21 protein-coding genes are annotated in these 22,627 nt (G+C 55.1%); 15 read left to right on the top strand and 6 right to left on the bottom strand.

The window, feature by feature from the left end; genetic code table 11:
- Positions 1-40: 40 nt before the first annotated feature.
- Complete coding sequence (locus RA157_RS00655) at positions 41-925, top strand: substrate-binding domain-containing protein (protein WP_350334561.1); 885 nt, start codon at positions 41-43, stop codon at positions 923-925.
- 52 nt (positions 926-977) lie between these two features.
- Here the strand turns inward: RA157_RS00655 and RA157_RS00650 are convergent, their stop codons facing one another.
- The 3 genes from RA157_RS00650 to RA157_RS00640 are packed head-to-tail and all read right to left on the bottom strand — an operon-like array spanning position 978 to position 3,290.
- On the bottom strand, positions 978-1,823 hold the full coding sequence (locus RA157_RS00650) for an ABC transporter substrate-binding protein (protein ID WP_350334560.1): 846 nt from the start codon (positions 1,821-1,823) through the stop codon (positions 978-980).
- Between the two features lie 26 nt (positions 1,824-1,849).
- A complete protein-coding gene (locus RA157_RS00645; RefSeq protein ID WP_350334559.1) occupies positions 1,850-2,596 on the bottom strand; it encodes an ATP-binding cassette domain-containing protein in 747 nt (248 codons plus the stop codon).
- Complete coding sequence (locus tag RA157_RS00640) at positions 2,583-3,290, bottom strand: ABC transporter permease (RefSeq protein ID WP_350334558.1); 708 nt, start codon at positions 3,288-3,290, stop codon at positions 2,583-2,585. The genes RA157_RS00645 and RA157_RS00640 overlap by 14 nt, the downstream gene beginning before the upstream one ends.
- A gap of 298 nt (positions 3,291-3,588) precedes the next feature.
- On the opposite strand from RA157_RS00640, the gene acdA reads away from it, so the two are divergent.
- Entirely contained in the window at positions 3,589-4,794 is a 1,206-nt protein-coding gene (gene acdA / locus RA157_RS00635; protein ID WP_350334557.1) for a 3-sulfinopropanoyl-CoA desulfinase, read from the top strand.
- Between the two features lie 101 nt (positions 4,795-4,895).
- Entirely contained in the window at positions 4,896-5,063 is a 168-nt protein-coding gene (locus tag RA157_RS00630; protein WP_350334556.1) for a hypothetical protein, read from the top strand.
- A gap of 6 nt (positions 5,064-5,069) precedes the next feature.
- Here RA157_RS00630 and RA157_RS00625 read toward each other — a convergent pair whose 3' ends face one another.
- Positions 5,070-6,323 (bottom strand): NAD(P)/FAD-dependent oxidoreductase, encoded by a 1,254-nt coding sequence (locus RA157_RS00625; protein WP_350334555.1) that lies wholly within the window; start codon positions 6,321-6,323, stop codon positions 5,070-5,072.
- 268 nt (positions 6,324-6,591) lie between these two features.
- On the opposite strand from RA157_RS00625, the gene RA157_RS00620 reads away from it, so the two are divergent.
- The 12 genes from RA157_RS00620 to RA157_RS00565 all read left to right on the top strand — a co-directional run bounded on the left by RA157_RS00620 (position 6,592) and on the right by RA157_RS00565 (position 20,899).
- A complete protein-coding gene (locus tag RA157_RS00620) occupies positions 6,592-7,275 on the top strand; it encodes a GntR family transcriptional regulator (RefSeq protein WP_350334554.1) in 684 nt (227 codons plus the stop codon).
- 416 nt (positions 7,276-7,691) lie between these two features.
- Entirely contained in the window at positions 7,692-9,356 is a 1,665-nt protein-coding gene (locus RA157_RS00615) for an ABC transporter substrate-binding protein (protein ID WP_350334553.1), read from the top strand.
- 147 nt (positions 9,357-9,503) lie between these two features.
- Entirely contained in the window at positions 9,504-10,454 is a 951-nt protein-coding gene (locus tag RA157_RS00610) for an ABC transporter permease (protein WP_350334552.1), read from the top strand.
- Positions 10,455-10,464: 10 nt separating this feature from the next.
- On the top strand, positions 10,465-11,505 hold the full coding sequence (locus RA157_RS00605; protein ID WP_350334551.1) for an ABC transporter permease: 1,041 nt from the start codon (positions 10,465-10,467) through the stop codon (positions 11,503-11,505).
- Between the two features lie 14 nt (positions 11,506-11,519).
- Positions 11,520-13,598: an ABC transporter ATP-binding protein gene (locus RA157_RS00600; RefSeq protein WP_350334550.1), complete on the top strand. Its 2,079-nt coding sequence runs from the start codon at positions 11,520-11,522 to the stop codon at positions 13,596-13,598.
- Positions 13,599-13,714: 116 nt separating this feature from the next.
- A complete protein-coding gene (locus RA157_RS00595) occupies positions 13,715-14,305 on the top strand; it encodes a helix-turn-helix domain-containing protein (RefSeq protein WP_350334549.1) in 591 nt (196 codons plus the stop codon).
- Between the two features lie 87 nt (positions 14,306-14,392).
- Positions 14,393-15,592 (top strand): glycine C-acetyltransferase, encoded by a 1,200-nt coding sequence (locus RA157_RS00590; RefSeq protein WP_350334548.1) that lies wholly within the window; start codon positions 14,393-14,395, stop codon positions 15,590-15,592.
- Position 15,593: 1 nt separating this feature from the next.
- The gene (gene tdh / locus RA157_RS00585) at positions 15,594-16,622 is read left to right on the top strand and encodes an L-threonine 3-dehydrogenase (protein WP_350334547.1); all 1,029 of its coding nucleotides are present in this window, start codon (positions 15,594-15,596) and stop codon (positions 16,620-16,622) included.
- Positions 16,623-16,661: 39 nt separating this feature from the next.
- On the top strand, positions 16,662-18,227 hold the full coding sequence (locus tag RA157_RS00580) for a trimethylamine methyltransferase family protein (RefSeq protein ID WP_350334546.1): 1,566 nt from the start codon (positions 16,662-16,664) through the stop codon (positions 18,225-18,227).
- 125 nt (positions 18,228-18,352) lie between these two features.
- A complete protein-coding gene (locus tag RA157_RS00575; RefSeq protein WP_350334545.1) occupies positions 18,353-19,150 on the top strand; it encodes an SDR family NAD(P)-dependent oxidoreductase in 798 nt (265 codons plus the stop codon).
- Positions 19,151-19,154: 4 nt separating this feature from the next.
- Positions 19,155-20,384 (top strand): acyl-CoA dehydrogenase family protein, encoded by a 1,230-nt coding sequence (locus RA157_RS00570; protein ID WP_350334544.1) that lies wholly within the window; start codon positions 19,155-19,157, stop codon positions 20,382-20,384.
- On the top strand, positions 20,384-20,899 hold the full coding sequence (locus RA157_RS00565) for a MaoC family dehydratase (RefSeq protein WP_350334543.1): 516 nt from the start codon (positions 20,384-20,386) through the stop codon (positions 20,897-20,899). Before RA157_RS00570 ends, RA157_RS00565 begins: the two co-directional genes overlap by 1 nt.
- Positions 20,900-20,957: 58 nt before the next feature.
- Here RA157_RS00565 and RA157_RS00560 read toward each other — a convergent pair whose 3' ends face one another.
- The gene (locus tag RA157_RS00560) at positions 20,958-21,626 is read right to left on the bottom strand and encodes a nitroreductase (RefSeq protein WP_350334542.1); all 669 of its coding nucleotides are present in this window, start codon (positions 21,624-21,626) and stop codon (positions 20,958-20,960) included.
- On the bottom strand, positions 21,613-22,572 hold the full coding sequence (locus RA157_RS00555; protein ID WP_350334541.1) for a LysR family transcriptional regulator: 960 nt from the start codon (positions 22,570-22,572) through the stop codon (positions 21,613-21,615). Before RA157_RS00555 ends, RA157_RS00560 begins: the two co-directional genes overlap by 14 nt.
- Between the last annotated feature and the right edge of the window lie 55 nt (positions 22,573-22,627).

The raw sequence follows: 22,627 nt of genomic DNA, 5'->3' as shown, positions 1-22,627 counted from the left end.
GCATAATCATGCAAAAAGTTCATTCTTGCCGAGCGAGTTTATGTCCGAGTTCTTCACCACTAAAGAATTGGCTGAGTTCCTGAGGATCAAGGAACGCAAGGTCTATGATCTTGCTGCTTCTGGCGTGGTTCCGTGTACACGGGCCATGGGCAAGCTTCTTTTCCCGAAAGATGCTGTGGAGACCTGGCTTGAGGAGAACAGCTCCGGTGGAAAGCACTCCAGTGCGCGCAGGTCTCCAGAAGACCTGCCGCCGATTCTCCTGGGCAGTCATGACCCGCTGCTCGAGTGGGCGCTGAGGGAGTCTGGTACGAACCTGGCTATGGGGTTCAGCGGCAGTGGAGACGGACTTGAGCGCTTTGCGCTGCATCAGGGAAGCGGAACTGCTCTGCATCTGTTTGATGCAGTATCTCGGACATGGAATGTAGCATCTGTCAGCGCCCGGTTTGCCGGTCAGGATGTGGTGCTTGTGGAATGGGCCAAACGCAGCCGCGGCCTTGTGATCAATCCAGACAAAGCAGACCATATCAGATCTTTGTCGGATATCACCGGACTTAGGCTCGCTGGACGCGCGGACGGGACAGGCACGCAGGTTCTTCTCAGTCATCTCTTGCGAGACAATGGAATAGAAGAGTCCGCAGCAAAACCATCCATCATCGCACATACTGAGTTTGATGCTGCCTTGGCCCTGCGGGAAGGGCAGGTCGATGTGACCTTCGGGCTCAAAAGTGTGGCCAACCAGTTGGGGCTGGCTTTCGTTCCGATTGTTGAAGAGCGGTTTGACCTTCTGATCAGCCGACGGCACTGGTTTGAAGAGCCTTTCCAGACCTTCTGGTCTTACTGCCAGTCGGATCTGTTCAAAGCCCGGGCTGACAGCCTGACGGGTTATGACCTGTCAGACTTTGGCCGGGTTCACTGGAACGGATGAATTGAGTCATCGATCCAACTGTGGGGCCCAGATTTGGGCCCCAGGCTACGGCCTAATTGGCATTCGGGAAGAAAAGCTGTTTTCCGTCGCGCCTGTAGGCTGCGATTGCTGACTGGCCTTCCTCTGACAGCATCCAGTTGACGAATGCTGTACCATCCTCCTCGTTGACGTGGCTGTGACGGTCCTTGCTGACCAGAATGATGCCATATTGATTGAACAGGGCCGGGTCGCCTTCAACAAGAATCCTGTGGTCGGCCTTGTTGCCGAAGCTGATCCAGGTTGCGCGGTCAGTCAGCGTATAGGCGTTCATGCCGATGGCCACATTCAGCGTTGCCCCCATGCCTGACCCTGTTTCCCTGTACCACGTGCCGCTTGCAGCAGACGGATCAAGGGACGCTGCGGCCCACAGTTTCAGCTCTTTTTTGTGTGTTCCGGAATTGTCGCCTCTGGAAGCGAAGACTGATTTTGTTTTTTCTATTTTTGACAATGCGTTGTGCGGGTTTGGTAATCCACCCAGAGCTGCGGGATCTGAAGCGGGACCGACAAGAACAAAGTCGTTATACATGAGATCATGTCGGACAGTTCCGAAGCCATCTTTGACAAATTGCTCTTCTGCATCTTTGGCATGGACAAGCAGGACATCCGCATCGCCATTACGGGCATTCTTGATGGCCTGACCGGTGCCGACAGCGACGACGCGAACCTTTATGCCTGTCCTGGCTTCAAAGATCGGCAGAAGATGATCATAGAGGCCGGAATTGGCCGTCGATGTGGTCGACTGCACAATGATCTCGCCTGCCTCTGCTTCCTGCAGAAGGGGCATCTGTAAAAGCGCGGCAATGGTACAGGCGACAAACGTTGACCGGCACAGTGTTGCGAGTGATTGATCGAGATGCATGGATTGGTGTCTCCGGTTCGGAAGTGTTATGTCAAAAGTTCACCGCAGATATAGCGGCGGGCAATATCCGACTTAGGAGCACGGAAGAAGCTCTGTGCAGGTGCCTGCTCGATGATTTCCCCCTGATGCAGGAAGATGATCTGGTCGGCGAGGCGTTTGGCCTGATTGATGTCGTGTGTCACAAGGACAACGGTTGTTCCGGCTTTGTTGGTTCTGTCGAGACTGCGTTCGAAACGGGCTGTTGATGCAGGATCAAGATTGGATGTGGGTTCATCAAGAAACAGGATGTCGGGGTTGATTGCTAGTGCACGAGCCAGTGCCAGTCTTTGTTGTTCGCCGCCTGAGAGGCGTCTGGCCGGTTGTTTTGCAAAGGGCAGAAGCCCCGCATCGTCCAGAAGCTGGTCGCGTCGGTGCGGGTCTGTGTTGTCTGCCAGAGACAGCGCATAGTCAATGTTTGCCGCGACACTGCGACGAAGCAGGACAGGGCGCTGAAACAGCATGGCCTGACGTTTGCGTATCGTCTCATCAGCCTGTTGGCCATTCCACCGGATTGTGCCGGATGTGGGGGCGATCAAGCCATGCATGACCCTCAGGAGAAGGCTTTTTCCCGCGCCATTGGCGCCGAGGATGACCGTCTTGCAGGGCTGGTCAAGCGTGAGTGAAACTGACTTCAGCAATACGGTTCCGTTCAGCCTGAGACAGATATCGGACAGCGTGAGCGGCAGCAGGCTGCCTGTGTCAGATGTTCTCACGCTTGCTTCAGGCATTTGCATAGCGTGCTCCCACCTGATTCAGCACCGAGACAAGGCCGTTGATCAGCATTGCGAGGGTCACAAGGATAAGCCCCAGAGCGAGGGCCAGAGCCAGTTCGCCCTTGGATGTTTCAAGTGCGATTGCCGTTGTCATGACCCGGGTCAGGTGGTCGATGTTGCCACCGACGATCATGACAGCTCCGACTTCTGCTATAGCGCGCCCAAAACCGGCAAGGGCGACTGTTGAAAGGCTGAAGCGCCCGTCCCAGATCAATGTTCCAATCGCCTTGTAGGCCGGGACATTCATGGAGCGCAGCAGTTCGTCATATTCTTCGTGCAAATCTGCCAGAACCTGACGAGACAGGGCCGCGATAATGGGCGTGATCAAAAGGGTCTGGGCGATAATCATTGCCGTGGGGGAATAAAGCAGCGCCAGCCAACCCAGCGGCCCCGCCCGTGACAGTGCCAGATAGACCAGCAAGCCAACGACCACCGGCGGCAGTCCCATCAGGGCGTTGACCATCACGATGATGGTTCCTCGGAACGGTATGGGGAAAATTGCCAGAACAGCTCCGGCAGGCAGGCCGAACAGGCAGGCGAGAACAAGTGCGGACAGGCTCACATGCAGGGACAGGCCGACAATCTCGACCAGAGTCGAATCAAGCTGCCAGACGAGCTGAAATGCCAAGAGAAATGCCGCGCTGAAATCCTGCATTCTGGAATTATCCTGCAAATTTTACGATACTATGCATAATTTACAGATTTGCGTCCAGAGAGATTTCTCAGATTGGGTAATGGGGCGGTAGTTTGAATTTATCTTTTATAATTCTGAAGATTATAAATATATGTATCAATTTTCCTCAATAATCGCTCTTTGTTACAGTCGACCAGTCGCGTGCTCCTGGCGCTGTCTGACCTGCTGTTTCTCTTGATGGCAAAGGTTTGGCTGAGTTTGGGAGCAGAAATTCTGTTTAACACCGGTACACCGGATCAAACGACACTTTGGGGGAAGTATGTTTGAACTGACACCAGCGCAATGTGCGCTTCGAGACAAGGCGCAATCTCTGGCGCGTGAGGTCTTTGCTGACCGGGCTGCCGGGATTGATGCATCAGAGGCCTACCCGTGGGACAATGTGGCCTGCCTGAAGGATGCGGGTTTCATGGGAATGACGGTTCCGGCTGCTTATGGCGGGCAGGGGCGTTCCTATCTTGATGCTATCTTGGTTGTTGAAGAGCTGGCGCGCGTCTGCGGTGTTACGGCACGAATTGCGGTTGAAGCCAATATGGGGGCGATCGGCGCCATTATGCGTTATGGCTCTGAAGCGCAGAAACGCTTAGCTGCTGATCTGGTGCTGTCAGGTGATAAACCGGCAATCTGCATAACAGAGCCGGACGCGGGCAGTGCGGCTACGGATATGACCACAACTGCTGAAAAGCGTGGCAATGGTTATGTTCTGAATGGAACAAAGCACTGGATCACCGGCGGTGGAGTATCTCGTCTGCATTTGATCTTCGCCCGATTGTCAGACGGCAATGTGGATTATGGCATTGCCGGTTTTCTTGCGGTTCGGGGGCAGGATCAGGGCCTCATTGTGGGACGTCGTGAGCCTGCCATGGGCTTGCGCGGTATTCCGGAGACGGAGATACATTGTCAGGATCTCTGGTTGCCAGAGGACAGGATTATTCTTCCCCCGGAAGGTATTCGTCATGGATTTGCCGGTCTGATGACGGCCTATAACGGCCAGCGCGTCGGTGCGGGTACTGTTGCGCTGGGTCTTGCGCAGGGCGCTTTTGATCAGGCGCTGGACTATTCTCAGCACCGGGAGCAATTCGGTCGCCCCATCTGTGAATTTCAGGGGTTGCAGTGGTCTCTGGCCGATATGAAAACCCGGATCGATGCAGCACGTCTGATGTTGTGGCATGCAGCTGCAAGTGCTCAGCAAGACCCGTCAGGGTTTCCGGACCCGATGCTGGCGGCCCAGGCCAAGCTGATGGCGTCTGAAATGGCTATCAAGGTGACGAATGACGCCCTGCAGATGCACGGTGCCATGGGCTATTCCCGCAATCTGCCTATGGAGCGTATGGTGCGGGATGCCCGGATGTTTACGATTGGCGGGGGAACTGCCGAGATGTTGCGTAATCTGATTGCAGGTCGGATTCTGAACCGGAAACTGCCGCAGACACGAGACGGTTACCTCATTCAGGAAGCTGCGGAGTAGTGGCGTCAGTTCTCTGAAATCTCCTGGGTGAAAAATCGTACGGACGAATCCGACAGGGACGTGTATAACTCCGCAAGTCACTTCAACAGACGGAGAGCCTTGTGACCAAGGTTGTTATGCTGGTGCTTGCGGCCATGGCTGCAATTCAGATCATCAAACCCCTCGGCTGGCCCGGTCTTGAGCGCAGGCAGGACGCCTGGAAGCTTGCCGTTGGCGGATTGCTGATTGTGGTGGCTCTTCTTGCCCTGAAACCTGCCTTTTTCAGCTAAGCCTTTTTATCTGAACCGGTTCGGGTCGTAAGGTTTCATGTCCAGATTGATGCCTTTGTCTGCAATCATGTCGGCGACCAGTCTGCCGGTCTTCGCGCCACAGGTCAGGCCGATATGCTGATGACCGAAGGCGGTATAGGCACCCTTGCAGCTGTTGAGCTCACCTATCAGTGGCAGGCTGTCGGTCGGAGCAGGGCGATGGCCAAGCCATTCTTCGGTCTCGTCATAGTCAATTTGCGGGAAGGCCGTGCGAACACCACGCATAAGCAGTTCGATTGGAGCTGTTGACGGGGAGGCTTCGAGGCCGCCAAATTCCACCAGCCCGGCACAGCGAAGACCATCTTCCATTGGTGTTGCAACGAATTTTGATGCTGCAATCATGCTCGGGACCTTGGGGCCGCCACGGGCGTTTTTGAGGATGACATGATAGCCGCGTTCACTTTCAAGAGGTACAGTCAGGCCCAACTTCTGCGTCAGGGCTTTTGACCAGGCCCCGGTGGCGAGGACAAGAGCGTCGCAGGGGAAGCGTCCCTGATCGGTGAGAGCCGCTTTGACTGTACCATCTGTGATGTCGAAGTCTTTCACATCGGCTTTGACGAGTGTGCCGCCCAGTGCTTCAAAATGTTTGGCCAGAGCTTTTACATAAAGACCTGGGCTGCGCACATAGCCATGCTGCCCCATAACGACCAGTCGATTGACGGAGGGCCCGAAATTCGGATCATAGGCCCGGACGTCATCGCCATCGAGAATTTGTGGCTGAAAGCCCGCCTGTTCTCTCAAGCTCCAGCCAAACCGGTCCTTTTCATGGGCTTCGGCGGAGGCGTAGGCAAAAACATAGTCTGACTCCTGCAGCCAGTGCTCCGCTTCTGTATTTTCGGCCAGCGCCTTGTGCTGCTCCACTGTGTCCATGGCAACAGGAGCCAGGTGGTTGGTAATGCGGGTGGTATCTGCCGTATTGGCGTGCGACAGATAACGCAGCAGCCACGGGATCATGCGCGGTATATAGGGCCATTTGAGAAACAATGGAGAAGACGGTCTGATCACCATACCCGGGGCTTTGGTGATGAGGCCCGGTTCAGTGACAGGCACAATCGCGCAAGCCGCCAGAATACCGGCATTGCCATGAGACGCACCTTCGCCGGGGGCAAGCCTGTCAATCACTGTAACGGCTTTGCCCGCCCGTCTCAGCCAGATACCTGTTGATATGCCATTGATACCAGCACCGATAACGACAACATTCTCCGCCGGTTTCCGGGACATGGCTACACTCCAGTTTACTCTTTTCGGCGCTCTGTTTGATGTCTGGGCCGTCAAGGACAGAGTGCGCCTTAACATCTTGCAGATCAATTGGAATTTGCAGGCTTTGGATAATTGCTGCGCAAGTTCGGCATTTGCTGCTATAGGAAAGCCTGTGTTGTGCGTTATGCAGGGTTGAAAGTATCGTATTCAAGTCTGTCCACAATAGGTTTTGCGGTTGATTGTCCGGCCTGTAGTCTGAGACTGTTGATCGCTGACAGAGAGAATATGAATGGAAGCCAGACAACCGAGCAGTGTCGACCGGATCTATGAGCAAGTGCGCCTGATGGCTGCGTCGTTCGAGATAAAACCGGATGAGCGGATTAATGAGGGCGCTCTTGCGCGCACGCTTGGTGCCAGTCGTACGCCGGTCCGTGAGGCGTTGAACCGGCTTGTGGCAGAGGGGTTTCTGACATTCCAGACCGGTAAGGGCTTCTTCTGTCGTTCTCTCGATCCCGATGAAATCCTTGATCTCTATGAGGTGAGGGCTGCGATTGAGTGCGAAGCCGCACGTCTTGCCTGTCAGCGGGCGTCGGATGAAGCGATAGCTGACCTGTCAGCCTATCTGGATGGTGTGGAGAAGGATTATTCCGGCGATCTGGAGCCAAAGGAACTGGTGGGCATTGATGAGTGTTTCCATCTGAAGCTTGCGCGCCTTTCCGGCAATGAAGAACTGGTCAGGATGCTTGATAATATCAACGCCCGCATTCGTTATATAAGATGGATTGATATGGAAGATCGGAGAACGGTTACACCAACCGATCATCGTGCCATTGTCGAATCGATCCAGACACGTGCGCCGGACCAGGCCGCTGATGCAATGAGGCGTCATATCGAGCGGCGGAGTGAAGAAGCAACCAGTGCCGTCCGTCGGGCCTATTCCCAGCTCTATGTTCCAAAGATGTCTAGACGCTGAGCAGCTTGAATCGATTATTTTCCTGGTAGTGCTTTTGCCGTGACCGGTCGGGTTGGCGTCTGGTGAAACGGTCAAAAACCCGTGACGCGCTGCTATGGACGAAGCGGATCTGATAAGATTCTGAAATTCATGCTTTATTTCGTTTGGTAGATTTGATGCTTTGTAAAAGGCAAGCACTTCCCTGGTAACTGTTGCTGCCGGGAACGGGATGGTGTCTGTCGAGATCAGGACAATTGTGTACAGAAATCAAAAAAACTGTCCATAGACTGTTGATCTTTGAATGCTTCTGCGTGTTTAATTCTGGCCGAAGCGATCTTTGCTTTGCGCGTTATTGACCAGGAGGAGGGGCAAGCGCGGCAAAACGCTGAAGGAACAAGGCATGATTAACTGCCGTTAAGCGGAGGATAAATCCCAATATGACTTCTCATCACAACCACACTGGCCGTTTGCATCCGAAGGTTCGTGAGGCCGAGAGCCTTATGAAGTCCGGCGAAATGGATCGCCGTGAATTTGTTCGGATTGCCGCCCTTCTGGGTGTCAGCGCAACAGCGGCTTATTCGATGGCGGGACTGTCGGCGCCAGCCATGGCAGCGGATAACCTGCCGTTTGCTCCGGATGATCCGAATGCCAAAAAGGGTGGCGTTCTGAAGGTGGCCATGCAGATCCAGAAAATGGAAGACCCTGCATCGTACTCTTGGCTGCAGATGGCAAACCAGTCCCGTCATGTTCTTGAGTACCTAACCTTCACAGATGCGAACAATATTACCCGTCCGATGCTGGCGGAAAGCTGGGAAGCATCTGATGACCTTAAGACCTGGACCTTCAAACTCCGTAAGGGTGTGAAGTGGAATAATGGTGATGATTTCACCGCCGATGATGTGGTTTTTACCATTACCCGCTGGTTCGATCCGGATATCGGTTCCTCAAATATTGGCCTTTTCGGCGCAATGGTCGAGGAAGTAGATGGCACCAAGCGTATGGTGGAGAAGGGCGTCGAGAAAATTGACGATCACACCATCCGGCTTAATCTGAAGCAGGCTGCTCTGGCTATTCCGGAGAATTTTTACAATTACCCGACAGCCATGCTGCACCGGAGCTTCAAGCCGCCATTCTCCGACAATCCGATCGGTACTGGTCCTTATGAACTGACCGAGCTTGTTGTGGGAGACAAGTGTATCCTCAAGCGCCGTGATGGTGAATATTGGGGTGGTGATGTCTATGTGGATGAAATTCACTACTACAACTTTGATGCCGACAACCAGCTGACCGCATTTGCGTCTGGTGACGTGGATGGCATTTACGAGTTTGGTATCGAGCAGCTTGAGCTTGCGAAGGTTCTTGAGGGCGATGTGATTGCTGCTAAGACAGCCCAGACGCTTATTCTGCGTTTCCAGATCGACAAGCCTCCGTTTGACAACAAGAAAGTCCGTCAGGCTATCCAGGCTGCCGTGGATCATGATGTCTACAACGATCTTGTCTTCCAGGGTCTTGCGACGCCAGCTGAAGATCATCACGTCGCACCGATCCATCCGGAATATTACGCTCTGCCCAAGCAGAAGCGTGATGTTGCCAAGGCAAAGGCACTTCTGGCTGAAGCCGGTCACGGAGACGGTCTGGAGATCACCATTGATACCGGTAATACGGATGGCCCTTGGCATCAGGCAGTTTGTGAGATCCTGAGGGATCAGCTCGCGGAAGCCGGTATCAAGCTGAACATCAATGTGCTGCCAGCGTCCAAGTTCTGGGAAATCTGGGACAAGACGGCCTTTGGTGCAACCGCCTGGACACACCGTCCGCTTGGTACCATGGTTCTGTCACTCGCCTATCGTGCGGGTGTGCCGTGGAACGAGACGCACTATGACAATCCTGAGTGGGAAGCGGCACTTAATGCTGCTGAAGCTGAGGTGGATGTTGAGAAACGTCGTGCACTCATGGAAAAAGTGGAAGGCATTCTTCAGGACGATGCAATCATGGTGCAGCCGTTCTGGCGTCCGGTCTTTACCATTGCATCCAAGAAGGTTCACGGATGGCCTCCACATCCGACGCAGTATCACCAGTTCAACAAGGTCTGGGTTGGCTAAAGCCTACTGCTGATAACAGGAGCCCTGGAACGGAGTGTTCCGGGGCTCATTCGTAAACGGGCAAAGCATTAACAAGAACGACCGTTCGCGTAGCAGAACGGCAACAATACGCTTTGCTCCGTCGTGTACGGCAAGCCGGGGACATTCATGCTAAAGCTGATCTTCCGCCGCCTGGTGCAGATGGCAGCGATTATGGCTGTTATTTCACTGATCCTGTTTATCATTTTTGACACCGATAAGTTCAAGCAGCAGATTGCTGTGCAGGAACTGGGCAATTTCGGACTGTCTTCCCTGACCGAGGCTGATTATCAGGCCTGGTTGGAGAAGAAAGGTCTGAATGTGCCATTTCACGAGCGATTTGGCACCTGGGTGGTCAATATTTTCCAAGGGGATTTCGGACAATCCTGGGAAAAGAACCGGCCTGTTGCTGGTCTGCTGGCTGACCGATTGGCGAATACGGGGATTCTGGCCTTCTGGGTCTTTGCGATCCTCATACCGTTATCGCTAACCCTAGGGGTGCTGGCGGGAATGAAGGAGGGATCGTTTCAGGACAGGGCCATCTCGTTCCTGTCAGTTGCGACCACGTCATTCCCAGAAATTGCCACAGCTATCATTCTGACTGTTGTCTTTGCGCTTGGACTTGGCTGGTTGCCTGGCAAGTCGGCCATGCTGAACGGCTTTGAAGGTGCGCAGCTGGTTCTGCCGGTGGCGACGCTGGTTCTTTATGGTACCGGCTATATCGCCCGTATGACCCGTGCATCCATGGCTGAAGTGATGACGTCACAATATATCCGTACGGCTATCCTGAAGGGGCTGCCTTACAAGCGCATCATCATGAAGCATGCGTTACGTAACGCCCTGATTGCGCCGTTTACGGTGATTGTTCTCTACATGACCTGGCTGTTGTCCGGTGTCGTGGTTGTTGAGGTGTTCTTTGAATATGACGGATTCGGGAAGATGATCCTCGAAGCTGCCCTGTTCGGAGATATCTATGTGATCCAGGCAGCAACGCTGGTTGCCGTCTTCGTGGCCGTATCCACCCAGATTATTTCGGATATCGGCTATACGTTCCTCAATCCGCGCATTCGCTTCAGTTGATCGGGAGGTTATGATGAGTACGACTGATACGACCACCGATTCAATTCCTCTTCTGGAGCAATTGAAAGAGCCGAAGCCGATGATGCTGATGCTCGCGCTGATGTGGTTTCCACTGATGATCTTTGTCATGTCCGGTTCTGCGCTCAGCCAGACCGCAGGCATGATCCTGCTGGCACCAGCGGTGCCTGCAACGATCCTGCTTTATGTGACATTGATGGCCGCCTGGCATGAATCGACGATTGCCCGGATTGGCCTCACTCTGGTGATGTTCTGGCTGTTGATGGCCGTAACAGCACCCTACTTGCAGGCGACCGGGATCATTCTTGACCCCAACAAGCCGATTGCGCCTTTTGCAACGCCATTCAGTGAGAAGCGAGATGTGTTTTTCATGCTGGGTGCTGACCACAAGGGTCGCGATATCCTGGCGAGAACACTCTGGGGCTGCCAGCGTGTGATTGTCTGGGGCGTAACTGCAACACTTGTTGCCTATGTCATCGGATCATTCCTTGGTCTGGTTGCTGGTTACATTGCCGGTTGGTGGGATGAGGTGATCTCCTTTATCGGGAACATCTTCCTGTCCTTCCCGGTGATGGTGCTGTTTATCATCATCCTGAACTATCTCGGTCCAAGCGGGTTCAACATCGTTGTGGCGGTGACGTTCGCTTCAGCGCCTGCCGTGATGCGTATCGTTCGGGGGCTGGCGCTTGATATCAAGAGCAGGGACTATGTGTTTGCTGCGCAGACGCGCGGTGAACATCCACTCTGGATCATGATTGTCGAGCTTCTGCCCAATGTGCGTGGCCCGATCATCGTTGATGCCTGCCTGCGTCTCGGTTACACGACGGTTGCGATTACGACCCTGACCTTCCTTGGTCTTGGTCTTCAGCCGCCTGATCCGGACTGGGGTCTGATGATCCGTGAAGCGAAGAATGTCGCTCTTCTGTTCAAGTTCTCTTACATGCTGATCATTCCGGCTGTGTCGGTGATGACGCTGATCCTCGGCTTCAATCTGATGGCTGACGGTCTGCGTGAGATGAGCCTTAGAGATTGATCGGGAGAGATGATATGACGGAACAAACCCCAATTCTCGAATGCCGTAATGTCTCCATCTCCTATTTTGTGAGAGCAGGCGAGATTCCGGCGGTGGTCGACTTCAACCTCAAACTGATGCCAGGGGAAGCCCATGGTATCGTTGGGGAATCCGGCTGCGGGAAGTCGACGGTGGCTCTGGCCATCATGCAGCATATGGGCAAGAACGGTCGGGTGGTTGAAGGGGAAATCCTCTTTAATGGTCGTGATATGCGCACCATGAGCCAGGAGGAGCTGCGGCAGATCCGCGGCTCTGACATCGCCATGGTGTATCAGGAGCCCATGGCATCTCTGAACCCGTCCATGAAGATTGGCGACCAGCTTGCTGAAGTGCCGATTTATCATGAAGGCGTATCAGAAGAAGAGGCCAGGGAACGCTCGAAAGAGATGCTGGCCAGTGTGCGCCTGCCGGACCCTCAGCGGATCATGGATTCCTATCCTCACCAGATTTCGGGCGGCCAGCAGCAGCGCGTGGTGATTGCCATGGCACTGCTGTCCAATCCGAAGCTTCTGCTGCTTGATGAACCGACCACGGCACTGGATGTGACCGTTGAGGCGGGTATTGTGGATCTGATCAAGGATATCTCGAAGAAGTTCGGGACATCCATGATCTATATTTCCCATAACCTCGGCCTCATTCTCGAAACCTGTGACCGGATTACAGTGATGTATTCCGGTGAGGCTGTGGAAGTGGGCCAGGTGGAGGACGTATTTGATGAGATGCGTCACCCTTATACCCGTGGCCTGTTCGGCTCCATTCCTGTGCCTGGAGCGGATAAGAATGCGCGCCCGTTGCAGTCCATTCGCGGTCAATTGCCCTTGCCGCATGAGCGGCCGAACGGGTGCTATTTCGGGCCGCGCTGTGACCACTTCGATGCCAGCGTCTGCGAGCAGGGCCTGATCTCCATGCAGGATACGGGCTCTGGCGATCGCCATCATACGCGGTGTGCCCGGTTCCGGGAGATTGACTGGGGCGTCCAGGAAATCAAGCATACTGAACGCGAAGTGGTTGAGGCGGGCGACGTGGTGCTGAAGGTCGAGGACCTGACCAAGCATTACGAGATCGCCGCTGGCGGTCTTCTGGGCATAGGCCCGGCAAAGACGGTGAAAGCCAATCAGGATCTCAACTTCAATGCGCGTGAGGCCGAAACCGTTGCCATTGTGGGTGAATCCGGCTGTGGCAAATCCACCTTTGCCCGGGTTCTGATGGGGCTTGAGGAATCCACCGATGGTGGTGTCTATATGGGTGATCTGGAACTTGGCGGGCTACCAGTTGACAAGCGTGATCCGAAAACGATCTCACGTTTGCAAATGGTGTTCCAGAACCCGTTTGACACGCTCAATCCTTCCCATACGGTGGGCTCCCAGATTGCGCGGGTGATCCGGAAGTTTGGCATTGAATCCGATGAAGACAAGGTGCGCGACCGTGTCTTTGAACTCTTGGATATCGTCAAGCTGCCGAGAGACTTCGCAAGACGCAGGCCGCGGCAGTTGTCAGGCGGGCAAAAGCAGAGAATCGGCATTGCCCGTGCCTTTGCGGGCCATCCGGACATTGTGATTGCCGATGAACCGGTTTCAGCGCTTGATGTGTCGGTTCAGGCTGCGGTGACAGAGCTGCTGATGGACATCCAGCGGGACAACCGGACGACCATGCTGTTCATCAGTCATGACCTGTCGGTGGTGCGTTATCTGTCTGACCGTATCGTGGTGATGTATCTCGGCAAGATCATGGAGCAGGGGCGCACAGACGATATCTTCGCGCCGCCTTATCATCCGTATACGGAAGCGCTTCTGTCTGCGGTGCCGATTGCCGACACATCCATTGAGAAGCGTAAGGTGGTTCTGACCGGTGAAATTCCATCACCCACCAATCCACCGAGCGGCTGTCCGTTCTCTACCCGTTGTCCTTATATGATTCCGGGCACGTGTGATGTGGAGCAGGCACCGTTGCGGGATATGGGAGAAGGACACAGGATTGCCTGTCATCTGAGTGAAGAAACGCTCAAGGAGATGGAGCCGGTGATCAAGGTCCATGACAATCAGGCCGCCGAGTAAGGTCTGCCTGAAACATGTTGAGGAAAGGGGCTCTTCCAGGCCCCTTTCTTTTTGCCTCGCATTCTGATCTCTGTTCGGTATAGTGAGTAAATTCAAGATATTGAACAGAGATCAGCATGACCGATGCCTTCGCGCCGCCGCCAGCCCTTGGTGCTATCCTCCGACAGAAGCGAAAGGATTTGTCCCTGACGCTTGATCAGGTGGCAACGCGGGCCCGGTTATCGAAATCCATGCTGTCTCAGATCGAGCGGGGACTGGTGAATCCGACCTTCTCTGTGGTCTGGAATCTGACGCAGGCTCTGGGACTTGATATGAACGAGCTGGCAGGTGGAGCATCTGCGCCGCAAACCATGGTGGATTTTCAGGCGGCCTATTCCACCCCGACAAAAACCAGCGCTGATGGCCGTGTTCTGTTGCGTATGCTCAGCCCGCCGCGCGGCACAGTTCTTCCGGTGGAGTGGTATGATCTGCAGGCTGACGCTGGCGGTGTCCTTGCATCCAATGCCCATGCCCGTGGAACCTATGAACATCTGAGTTGCCTCTCCGGCCTTCTGGAAGTGGAGGTCCAGGAAACCCGCGTTGTATTGAGAGAGGGGGATACAGTGCGTTATGATGCGGATCAGCCACATGTGATCCGAAATGCGGGTGATGGTCCGGCGCGGGCCGTGCTGATGATTGCGTTGCCATCACAATATGGAGCGTTGTGAGGTAATCAGCCTGTTTGGGCAGCAATAGGCTTGACAGAATTTTCTATATATTGAAATAGTTCAGGATAGTGAAATTCAGAGGATGTCATGTCCAGATCCCTTGTCGATTTTGCCCGTAATCAGCTGTCGTCCATAGAAGCGGACGGTCTCTACAAGACCGAACGGCCGATCCGTTCCCCGCAGAGTGCGCATATTGAGCTCTCAGATGGCTCTAGACTGCTGAACCTCTGTGCCAACAACTATCTTGGACTGGCTGATAATCAACGGCTGATTGATGCTGCTAAGGATACGCTGGATAGCCATGGGTTCGGTGTGGCGTCTGTCCGTTTCATTTGCGGTACGCAGGACTTGCATCGGGAGCTTGAAACGAGCCTGGCCGACTATCTTGGCTATGAGGATGCGATCCTGTTCTCGTCCTGCTTTGACGCCAATGCGGCGATTTTCGAAACGGTGCTTGGGCCGGAAGACGCGGTTCTGTCAGATGCGCTCAATCATGCCTCTATTATTGATGGCATTCGCCTCTGCAAGGCCCGGCGTCTGCGATATGCCAACAACAATATGGATGAGCTCCGGGAAAGGCTTCAGGAGGCTTCAGATGCCCGCCACCGGTTGATTGTCACTGATGGCGTTTTCTCCATGGATGGCATTGTCGCTGATCTCCCGGCTGTCTGCCAACTGGCTGAAGACCATGATGCACTGGTGATGGTGGATGATTCCCATGCCGTCGGCTTCATGGGCGAGCGGGGAAGCGGCACACCGGAATACAAAGGCGTAGAGGGTCGCGTTCACCTGACATCCGGTACCTTTGGCAAGGCGCTTGGCGGGGCATCTGGCGGATATATTGCTGGACCGAAGCCGATTATTGATCTGCTGCGTCAGCGGGCCAGGCCCTATCTGTTTTCCAATGCGCTTGCGCCGATGATTACCGCAGCTACCCTTGAGGCGCTGGATCTGGTTCGGGAAGGACAGGATTTGCGCGCAGCATTGCGCTCGCATGCTGCCTGGTTCCGCAAAGGTCTGGAAGATCAGGGATTTGACCTGGTGCCAGGAGATCATCCGATCATTCCGGTGATGATTGGTGATGCGGTTCAGGCGCAGGCCATGGCGCGGGGGCTGATGGATGAAGGCATCTATGTCACCGCGTTTTCCTATCCGGTGGTGCCGAAAGGCCTGGCTCGTATTCGTACCCAGATGTCAGCCTCATTGACCCGTGACGATCTGGACTTTGCCATTGATGCATTTGGCAGGGTTGGGCGGTCGCTTGGCATCCTTGAAGGGAGGGCATGATATGCGGGCGCTTGTAAAAGCCAAATCGGAGGAAGGCTTGTGGCTGGAAGAGGTTCCCTTGCCGGACCCCGGGCCGGATGATGTTCTGATCAAGGTTCGCAAAGTGGCTATTTGCGGGACTGATGTTCACATCTACAATTGGGATGACTGGGCTCAGAAGACGGTTCCGGTGCCGCTTGTAACAGGGCATGAGCATGTGGGAACGGTGATTGCCACGGGTGCCAATGTGCGGTCTGTCGAGCTGGGTGCACGGGTTGTCGGTGAGGGGCACATCGTCTGTGGAACCTGCCGTAACTGCCGGGCCGGGCGGGAGCATCTTTGCCGCAATACGCTTGGTGTTGGTGTCAATCACCCCGGTGCGTTTGCCGATTATGTGGTTCTGCCAGCGCATAATCTTTATCAGATCCCCGATGAAATTCCGGATGAGATTGCAGCCATTTTCGATCCGCTGGGGAATGCGGTTCATACCTCATTGTCCTTTGATCTGGTGGGAGAGGATGTTCTCATCACCGGTGCTGGTCCGATTGGTCTGATGTCTGCGGCCATAGCCCGACATGTGGGCGCGCGCCATGTGGTCGTGACCGATATGAATGACGAGCGCCTCCGACTTGCTGAGCAGATGGGGGCCAATCGCGCCGTTCGGGCTGATCGGGAGAATCTACAGGATGTGATGGCCGATCTTGGTATGCGGGAAGGCTTTGATGTGGGGCTTGAGATGTCCGGCAACAGCCACGCTTTCCGGGACATGCTTGGCGCAATGAACCATGGTGGACGGATCGGTTTTCTCGGCATCCCGCTAGAGCCTTTTGCAATTGACTGGAATCAGGTGATCTTCAAGGGCCTGGTCATCAAGGGCATTTACGGGCGGGAGATGTTCGACACCTGGTACAAGATGGTTTCAATGCTGCAGAGCGGACTGGATGTTTCCCCTGTCATTACCCATCGTCTGCCGTTCGAGCGGTTTCAGGATGGATTTGATGCATTGAGAGCAGGGCAAGCCTGCAAGGTAATTCTGGATGTGGAGGCCTGACCTCATCATGACATGAGGCAGTGAATAAGGATAACGGGTATGACGGATCAATCCGCGCAGGCAGAACGGTCACGGGGGAGGCGGCGGTCCCGCCGACAGGATACAGCCAAGGCTGTCGAGAAGATCCGGCAATTGCCGTTTGAACAACCTACCCATATCTACCCGGCCCTGAAAGCGGTCTCGGATGATCAGTTGGAATCGATTCATCAGGCGTCGCTGACCATTCTCAGTGACATCGGTATCGACTTCATCCATGAGGAAGCCAAGGAGATCCTGAAGGCTGCGGGGGCAGATGTTCAGCCTGACGGGGATCGGGTACGGTTTGATCCGGCTCTGGTTGAGGAATTCATCGGGCTTGCGCCTGAGACCTTCACGCTTCATGCCCGGAACCCGGCGCATAATCTGCAGTTTGGCGGCAACAAAATGGCCGTTTGCTCGATTGCCAGCCCGCCGAATGCCGCGGACCGGGATGGTGGTCGCAGGACTGGCACTCATGAGGACTACAGAAAGTTCCTCAAGCTCGGGCAGGTACTCAATGCCGTTCATCTCTGGGGCGGTTATCCGGTTGAGCCCGCTGATATTCACGCATCAGTCCGTCACCTGGATGCGCTCTATGACATGCTGACCCTGTCAGACAAGGCGATCCATGCCTACAGTCTTGGCAAGGAGCGGAATCTGGATGCGATTGAGCTGGTCAAGCGCGCCCGCAACATTGACGATGAAACGCTGATGCGTGAGCCATCGGTGATTACCGTGATCAATGCCAGTTCACCTCTCAGGCATGACACGCCGATGATGCAGGGCATCATTGAGATGGCGCAGCGCAATCAGCCGATTGTTCTGACGCCATTTACGCTGGCCGGTGCCATGGCTCCCGTCACCCTGGCGGGGGCGGTCACCCAGCAGAATGCGGAAGCTCTGGCAGGGCTTGTGCTGACCCAGGCCGTCAACAAAGGCGCGCCCTTCGTCTATGGCAGTTTTACATCCAATGTGGATATGCGGTCAGGTGCTCCGGCTTTCGGTACCCCGGAATATATGAAAACGACCTTGCTCAGCGGGCAGCTGGCGCGGCGCTATAAAGTGCCGTTCCGGGCGTCCAACACCAATGCGGCCAACACGCTGGATGCGCAAGCTGCCTATGAGAGCGTGTTTTCGCTCTGGGGTGCAACAATGGCCCACACCAATATGTTGATGCATGGAGCCGGCTGGATGGAGGGCGGCCTGCACGCTTCGTTTGAGAAGATGGTTCTGGATGCGGATCTTCTGCAGATGGCGTCGCAGTTCTTGTCTCCGCTGGCTGTCAATGAGGATGAGCTTGCCCTTGATGCCATGCGGGAAGTGGGGCCGGGCGGGCACTTCTTTGGCTGTGCACACACGTTGGCCCGCTATGACAGTGCCTTCTATGAGCCGATGATTTCTGACTGGCGCAATTATGAGAGCTGGGCGGATGCGGGCCAGCCAACAGCCTATGACAAGGCCAATGCGGTCTACAAGCAGCTCCTGACGGAATATGAAGAGCCGCCGATTGACCCTGCTGTCCTTGAATCCCTTCAGGATTTTGTCGCCAGACGAAAAGAAGAGGGCGGTGCGCCAACCGATTTTTAGATCTTTGTGGTACTCCACCTTTTGACCTCTCCCTGTCTCGGCTTATGATGGCGGAAATGCGGATTCGCATTCTGTCAGAGATGCGGGTCCTATAATCTCCGAGGGAGAACAGGGGAGGATCATCCATGGAACTGACCGGCAAGACCGTCGTGGTGACTGGTGGTGCACGTGGTGTTGGCCGGGCGCTTGCTGAAGCTGCGTCAGATCATGGTGCGGCACATATCGTGGTTGCTGATCGGGATTTCTCTGCTGCCAGACAAACCGCGCGCGGCCTTGGTGCTCAGGCCATTGCGGTCGATGTTGCCAGCCAGGACAGCGTGTCAGCACTGGTGGAACAGGTGGAAAACGAGATCGCCCCGATCGATCTCTATTGTTCCAATGCAGGCGTTGTTTTTCCGGCCGAGTTGACGGACGAAAGTGCTGCCGCCAGCGATGAAGTCTGGCAAAAGAGCTGGCAGGTCAATGTGATGAGCCATGTGCATGCGGCCCGTGCTCTGGTGCCTCGTATGAAGGCACGGGGTGGCGGTGCGTTTCTTATGACGGTTTCTGCGGCCGGGCTCCTGAACCAGATCGGCAATGCTCCTTATGGGGTCAGCAAATATGCAGCCCTTGGTTTTGCTGAAAATCTGGCCATCATGCATGGTAAGGACAATATTCAGGTCTGTGCCCTGTGCCCGCAAGGGGTGCAGACGGACATGATTGCCGGGTTAGACAACAGTTCTGTTGCGGTTGATGGGATGGTCAGGCCCGAAGATGTGGCTGAGGCTGCATTCCGGGGGCTTGAGGAGGGGCGTTTCATGATCCTGCCGCATCCGCAGGTGCAGGAACATTTCAAACGCAAGGCGTCCGACTATGATGGATGGATCGGCGGTATGCGGCGTTTGAAAGACCGGCTCGACAACATTGTTGGCATGACAGGATAGAGCCGTGGATTTCAGACTGTCCCAGCACGCAGAAGGACTTGTCCAGACTGTCAGGACGATGGTGCGGCAGGATATCCTGCCGGTGGAGGATGAGTATTTTGCCGAGGTCGGACGCAATGGTGAGCGGTTTGAGCATACGCCACGCCAGCTGGACATCATCGAAGGGTTGAAGGCCAGGGCACGTGAGCAGGGGCTTTGGAATTTCTGGCTGACCGGCGCGCACGGAGAGCATGCCCTTTCAACGGTGGATTATGCTTATCTGGCGGAAGAGATGGGCTGGTCCCATATTGCACCTGAGATTTTCAACTGTAATGCGCCCGATACCGGCAATATGGATGTGCTGGTCAAATATGGCACGGAAGCCCAGAAAGAGCGTTGGCTGACGCCCTTGCTGAATGGTGAAATCCGCTCTGCTTATCTGATGACGGAGCCGGATGTGGCATCGTCAGATGCCACCAATATCTCTCTGGATGCCCGGCTTGACGGGGATAGCTGGGTCTTGAATGGCGAGAAATACTGGGCATCCGGAGCAGGTGATCCGCGTTGTGCACTCTATATCGTTATGGTGATGACCGATCCGGACGCCGACCGGCATCAGCAGCATTCCCAGATTCTGGTGCCAGCGGATACACCTGGTATCGAGATTTTACGACCGATGCATATCTTCGGTCATGATGATGCGCCACATGGCCATATGCATATCCGGTTTTCCGATGTGCGGGTTCCTGCAGACAATCTTGTTCTGGGGCGCGGGCGCGGGTTCGAGGTTGCGCAGGGGCGGCTTGGGCCGGGTCGTATCCATCATTGCATGCGGGCAATCGGTCAGGCGGAGCGGGCACTTGAGATGATGTGTCGTCGGGCGCTGGACAGGGAAGCCTTTGGCAAGCCAATTGCGCATCTGGGTGGGAATTACGACATCATCGCCAACTGCCGGATGGAGATCGAGATGGCGCGCCTTCTGTGCCTGAAGACAGCCTGGATCATGGATCAGGGCGACATGCGGGCGGCGGCTCCCTGGATTTCCAAGATCAAGGTTATCGGCCCGCAGATGGCAACGAAAGTGGTAGATGAGGCCATGCAGATCTTTGGTGCCACCGGCATCAGTCAGGATGTGCCACTGTCGCGCATGTGGATGCATCTCCGGACCTTGCGGTTTGCAGATGGGCCGGATGCCGTTCATCGCCGTCAGGTGGCGCGCCATGAATTGCGCAAACACACCAACAGGACATCCTGATGAAAGAAAGGCCGGTTCTGCCCCTGTCTGATCTTGAGGCGCTGATTGGGCAGGATGCGCTCGTATCGGACTGGTTGCTCGTTGATCAGGACCGGATCGATGCCTTTGCGGCTGTTTCGGACGATCATCAGTTCATTCATTGTGATCCCGAGCGTGCGGCTGCGGAGACGCCATTTGGCGGTACCATTGCGCATGGCTTTCTGACGTTGTCGCTGTTGTCCTTTTTCGGCAGGCAGGCGATGCCTATCCCCGACAATGTCGCCATGTCTGTGAACTACGGTTTTGACAAACTGCGCTTTCTTGCACCGGTGCGGGCGGGCAAACGTATCCGGGCTTTGTTCGGCGTGCATTCCCTCAAGCGACAGGAGGGAGAGCGTGTTCTCGTGCGTTACACCGTTTCAATCGAGATAGAGAATGAAGACAAGCCAGCGCTAGCTGCTCTCTGGTCTTGTCTGTTTGTTCTACAGCAGGGTTCCGAAAAGTTGACAGACCTTTCGGGTAAAAGCTCGCTTTGAAAAGAATATTTTCAAGCACCCCCGTCGATTCAATATCAAGATCTGGTGTTTCAAAGACTCAATCGTGAAAGGTCGTACAGTTTTCAAGCGGATCCCGTCTGGTCCGCCACTGATTGATCGGATGGGTCTCATCGCCATACCCCAGTGACATGCCGCAAACGAGCACATGATTGTCTGGAATGCTCAGATGAGTTGTGAGGGTCTGAGGCCATTCCAGCCAGCTTTGCTGGGCGCAGGTATCAAGGCCATGTTCGCAAGCCAGCAGCATGATTGTCTGCATCAGCATGCCGATATCACCCCACTGACCTCTGTCAAACGATCGGTCTACGGTGAAAAACAAACCAACCGGTGCACCGAAGAAGGCGAGGTTCTGAGCATATTGCGCCAGACGCCCGGCACGGTCCGAACGCTCAATGCCTATGGCCTCATAAAGAGCCATGCCGCATTCCCGTGAGCGGGTTTTGTAGGGATCAGGCAGGGGGGATGGAGCGAATGCGAGTTCAGATCCTTCGCCATCGGGCAGCTTGTGAGACTGGTTCTGGATGGCCTGGACAAGCTTGTTCCGGCTTTCCCCGCGCACCACATGTATGTGCCAGGGCTGCATATTGCTGCCGGACGGAGACCAGAGTGCGGTTTCCAGTATCGCCCGCAGCGCGTCGTCTGGAACAGGATCGGGACGGAAAGCCCGGCAGCTCATGCGCCTTCTCACGGCTTCAGTGACTATCATGATCCAAACGTCCTTCAAGTGGTGGCCATTGGGCCAGTTCTGTTTCAAATGCGTTCATCTCCGTCGTCAGCCAGTCGCGAAAGGCGAGGATGGCCGGTACTTCGCTGTTCCATTCCGGATAGACAAAGTAATAGGCGGTCTCCATGCGAATGCCACTTGAATAGAGCGGCACAAGGCGGCCCGAGGAGAGTTCATCCGCAACAAGGAATCTTGGCAGAATGGCAATGCCCATGCCAGCAGAGGCTGCCTGAGCCACCATGGCAAACTGTTCAAAGCGCATTCCGGGAACGCGGTCTACCCTGATTCCCTGAGCATGGAACCAGTCGAGCCAGGCGGATGGGCGGGTCCGTTGATGGAGCAGGGGCAAATGCAGGAGGTCAGCGGGCTGGGCAATGGCCTGGCTTTTCAGAAAGTCAGCGCTGCAGACCGGTATGATCTCTTCTCCCATCAGGCGGGTGGCGACTGTGCCTGGCCAGTTATCATGACCGAAGTGAATAGCTGCATCGATATCGGTCTCGGCAAAATCGAAAGGCTCTACCCGCGTGTTCAGATTGACGCTGACATCGGGATGGCTTGCAAAGAAGTCCGGCAGACGCGGAATGAGCCAACGGGTCCCGAAGGTCGGCAGGCTGGCCAGATTGATAATTCCGGCACCATCTTTCGAGACCATCAGGCGTAGCGATGCGGTGCCGATCCGGTGAAGGGCTGGTCTCACTTCGGCCGCATAACTCCGCCCGTCCTTGGTCAGATAAACCCGTTGGCGGTCCCGGTCAAACAGCCGGACCCCAAGGAAGCTTTCAAGACTGGCTATCTGGCGGCTGACAGCACCCTGTGTCAGGCCCACTTCTTCGGCGGCTTCTGTAAAGCTCTGAGTCCGTGCTGCCGCTTCAAAGGCGGCAAGTGCACTGATGGAGGGGAGGACGCGGCGATTGACTGTCATGGTCATTACAATAATGCATGACCTTCTGATGTAAATTCGTTTGTGACCGGTTCTGCTTCAC

It is taken from the genome of Coralliovum pocilloporae, from assembly GCF_030845175.1.
GTDB lineage: Bacteria > Pseudomonadota > Alphaproteobacteria > Rhizobiales > Cohaesibacteraceae > Coralliovum > Coralliovum pocilloporae.
This window is presented reverse-complemented; position numbering and strand designations above follow the sequence as displayed.

Bases quoted from the DNA above. Each gene is read 5' to 3' on its own strand.
- RA157_RS00655 (WP_350334561.1), top strand. From the start codon at position 41: ATGTCCGAGTTCTTCACCACTAAAGAATTGGCTGAGTTCCTGAGGATC.
- RA157_RS00650 (WP_350334560.1), bottom strand. From the start codon at position 1,823: ATGCATCTCGATCAATCACTCGCAACACTGTGCCGGTCAACGTTTGTC.
- RA157_RS00645 (WP_350334559.1), bottom strand. From the start codon at position 2,596: ATGCAAATGCCTGAAGCAAGCGTGAGAACATCTGACACAGGCAGCCTG.
- RA157_RS00640 (WP_350334558.1), bottom strand. From the start codon at position 3,290: ATGCAGGATTTCAGCGCGGCATTTCTCTTGGCATTTCAGCTCGTCTGG.
- acdA (WP_350334557.1), top strand. From the start codon at position 3,589: ATGTTTGAACTGACACCAGCGCAATGTGCGCTTCGAGACAAGGCGCAA.
- RA157_RS00625 (WP_350334555.1), bottom strand. From the start codon at position 6,323: ATGTCCCGGAAACCGGCGGAGAATGTTGTCGTTATCGGTGCTGGTATC.
- RA157_RS00620 (WP_350334554.1), top strand. From the start codon at position 6,592: ATGGAAGCCAGACAACCGAGCAGTGTCGACCGGATCTATGAGCAAGTG.
- RA157_RS00615 (WP_350334553.1), top strand. From the start codon at position 7,692: ATGACTTCTCATCACAACCACACTGGCCGTTTGCATCCGAAGGTTCGT.
- RA157_RS00610 (WP_350334552.1), top strand. From the start codon at position 9,504: ATGCTAAAGCTGATCTTCCGCCGCCTGGTGCAGATGGCAGCGATTATG.
- RA157_RS00605 (WP_350334551.1), top strand. From the start codon at position 10,465: ATGATGAGTACGACTGATACGACCACCGATTCAATTCCTCTTCTGGAG.
- RA157_RS00600 (WP_350334550.1), top strand. From the start codon at position 11,520: ATGACGGAACAAACCCCAATTCTCGAATGCCGTAATGTCTCCATCTCC.
- RA157_RS00595 (WP_350334549.1), top strand. From the start codon at position 13,715: ATGACCGATGCCTTCGCGCCGCCGCCAGCCCTTGGTGCTATCCTCCGA.
- RA157_RS00590 (WP_350334548.1), top strand. From the start codon at position 14,393: ATGTCCAGATCCCTTGTCGATTTTGCCCGTAATCAGCTGTCGTCCATA.
- tdh (WP_350334547.1), top strand. From the start codon at position 15,594: ATGCGGGCGCTTGTAAAAGCCAAATCGGAGGAAGGCTTGTGGCTGGAA.
- RA157_RS00580 (WP_350334546.1), top strand. From the start codon at position 16,662: ATGACGGATCAATCCGCGCAGGCAGAACGGTCACGGGGGAGGCGGCGG.
- RA157_RS00575 (WP_350334545.1), top strand. From the start codon at position 18,353: ATGGAACTGACCGGCAAGACCGTCGTGGTGACTGGTGGTGCACGTGGT.
- RA157_RS00565 (WP_350334543.1), top strand. From the start codon at position 20,384: ATGAAAGAAAGGCCGGTTCTGCCCCTGTCTGATCTTGAGGCGCTGATT.
- RA157_RS00560 (WP_350334542.1), bottom strand. From the start codon at position 21,626: ATGATAGTCACTGAAGCCGTGAGAAGGCGCATGAGCTGCCGGGCTTTC.
- RA157_RS00555 (WP_350334541.1), bottom strand. From the start codon at position 22,572: ATGACCATGACAGTCAATCGCCGCGTCCTCCCCTCCATCAGTGCACTT.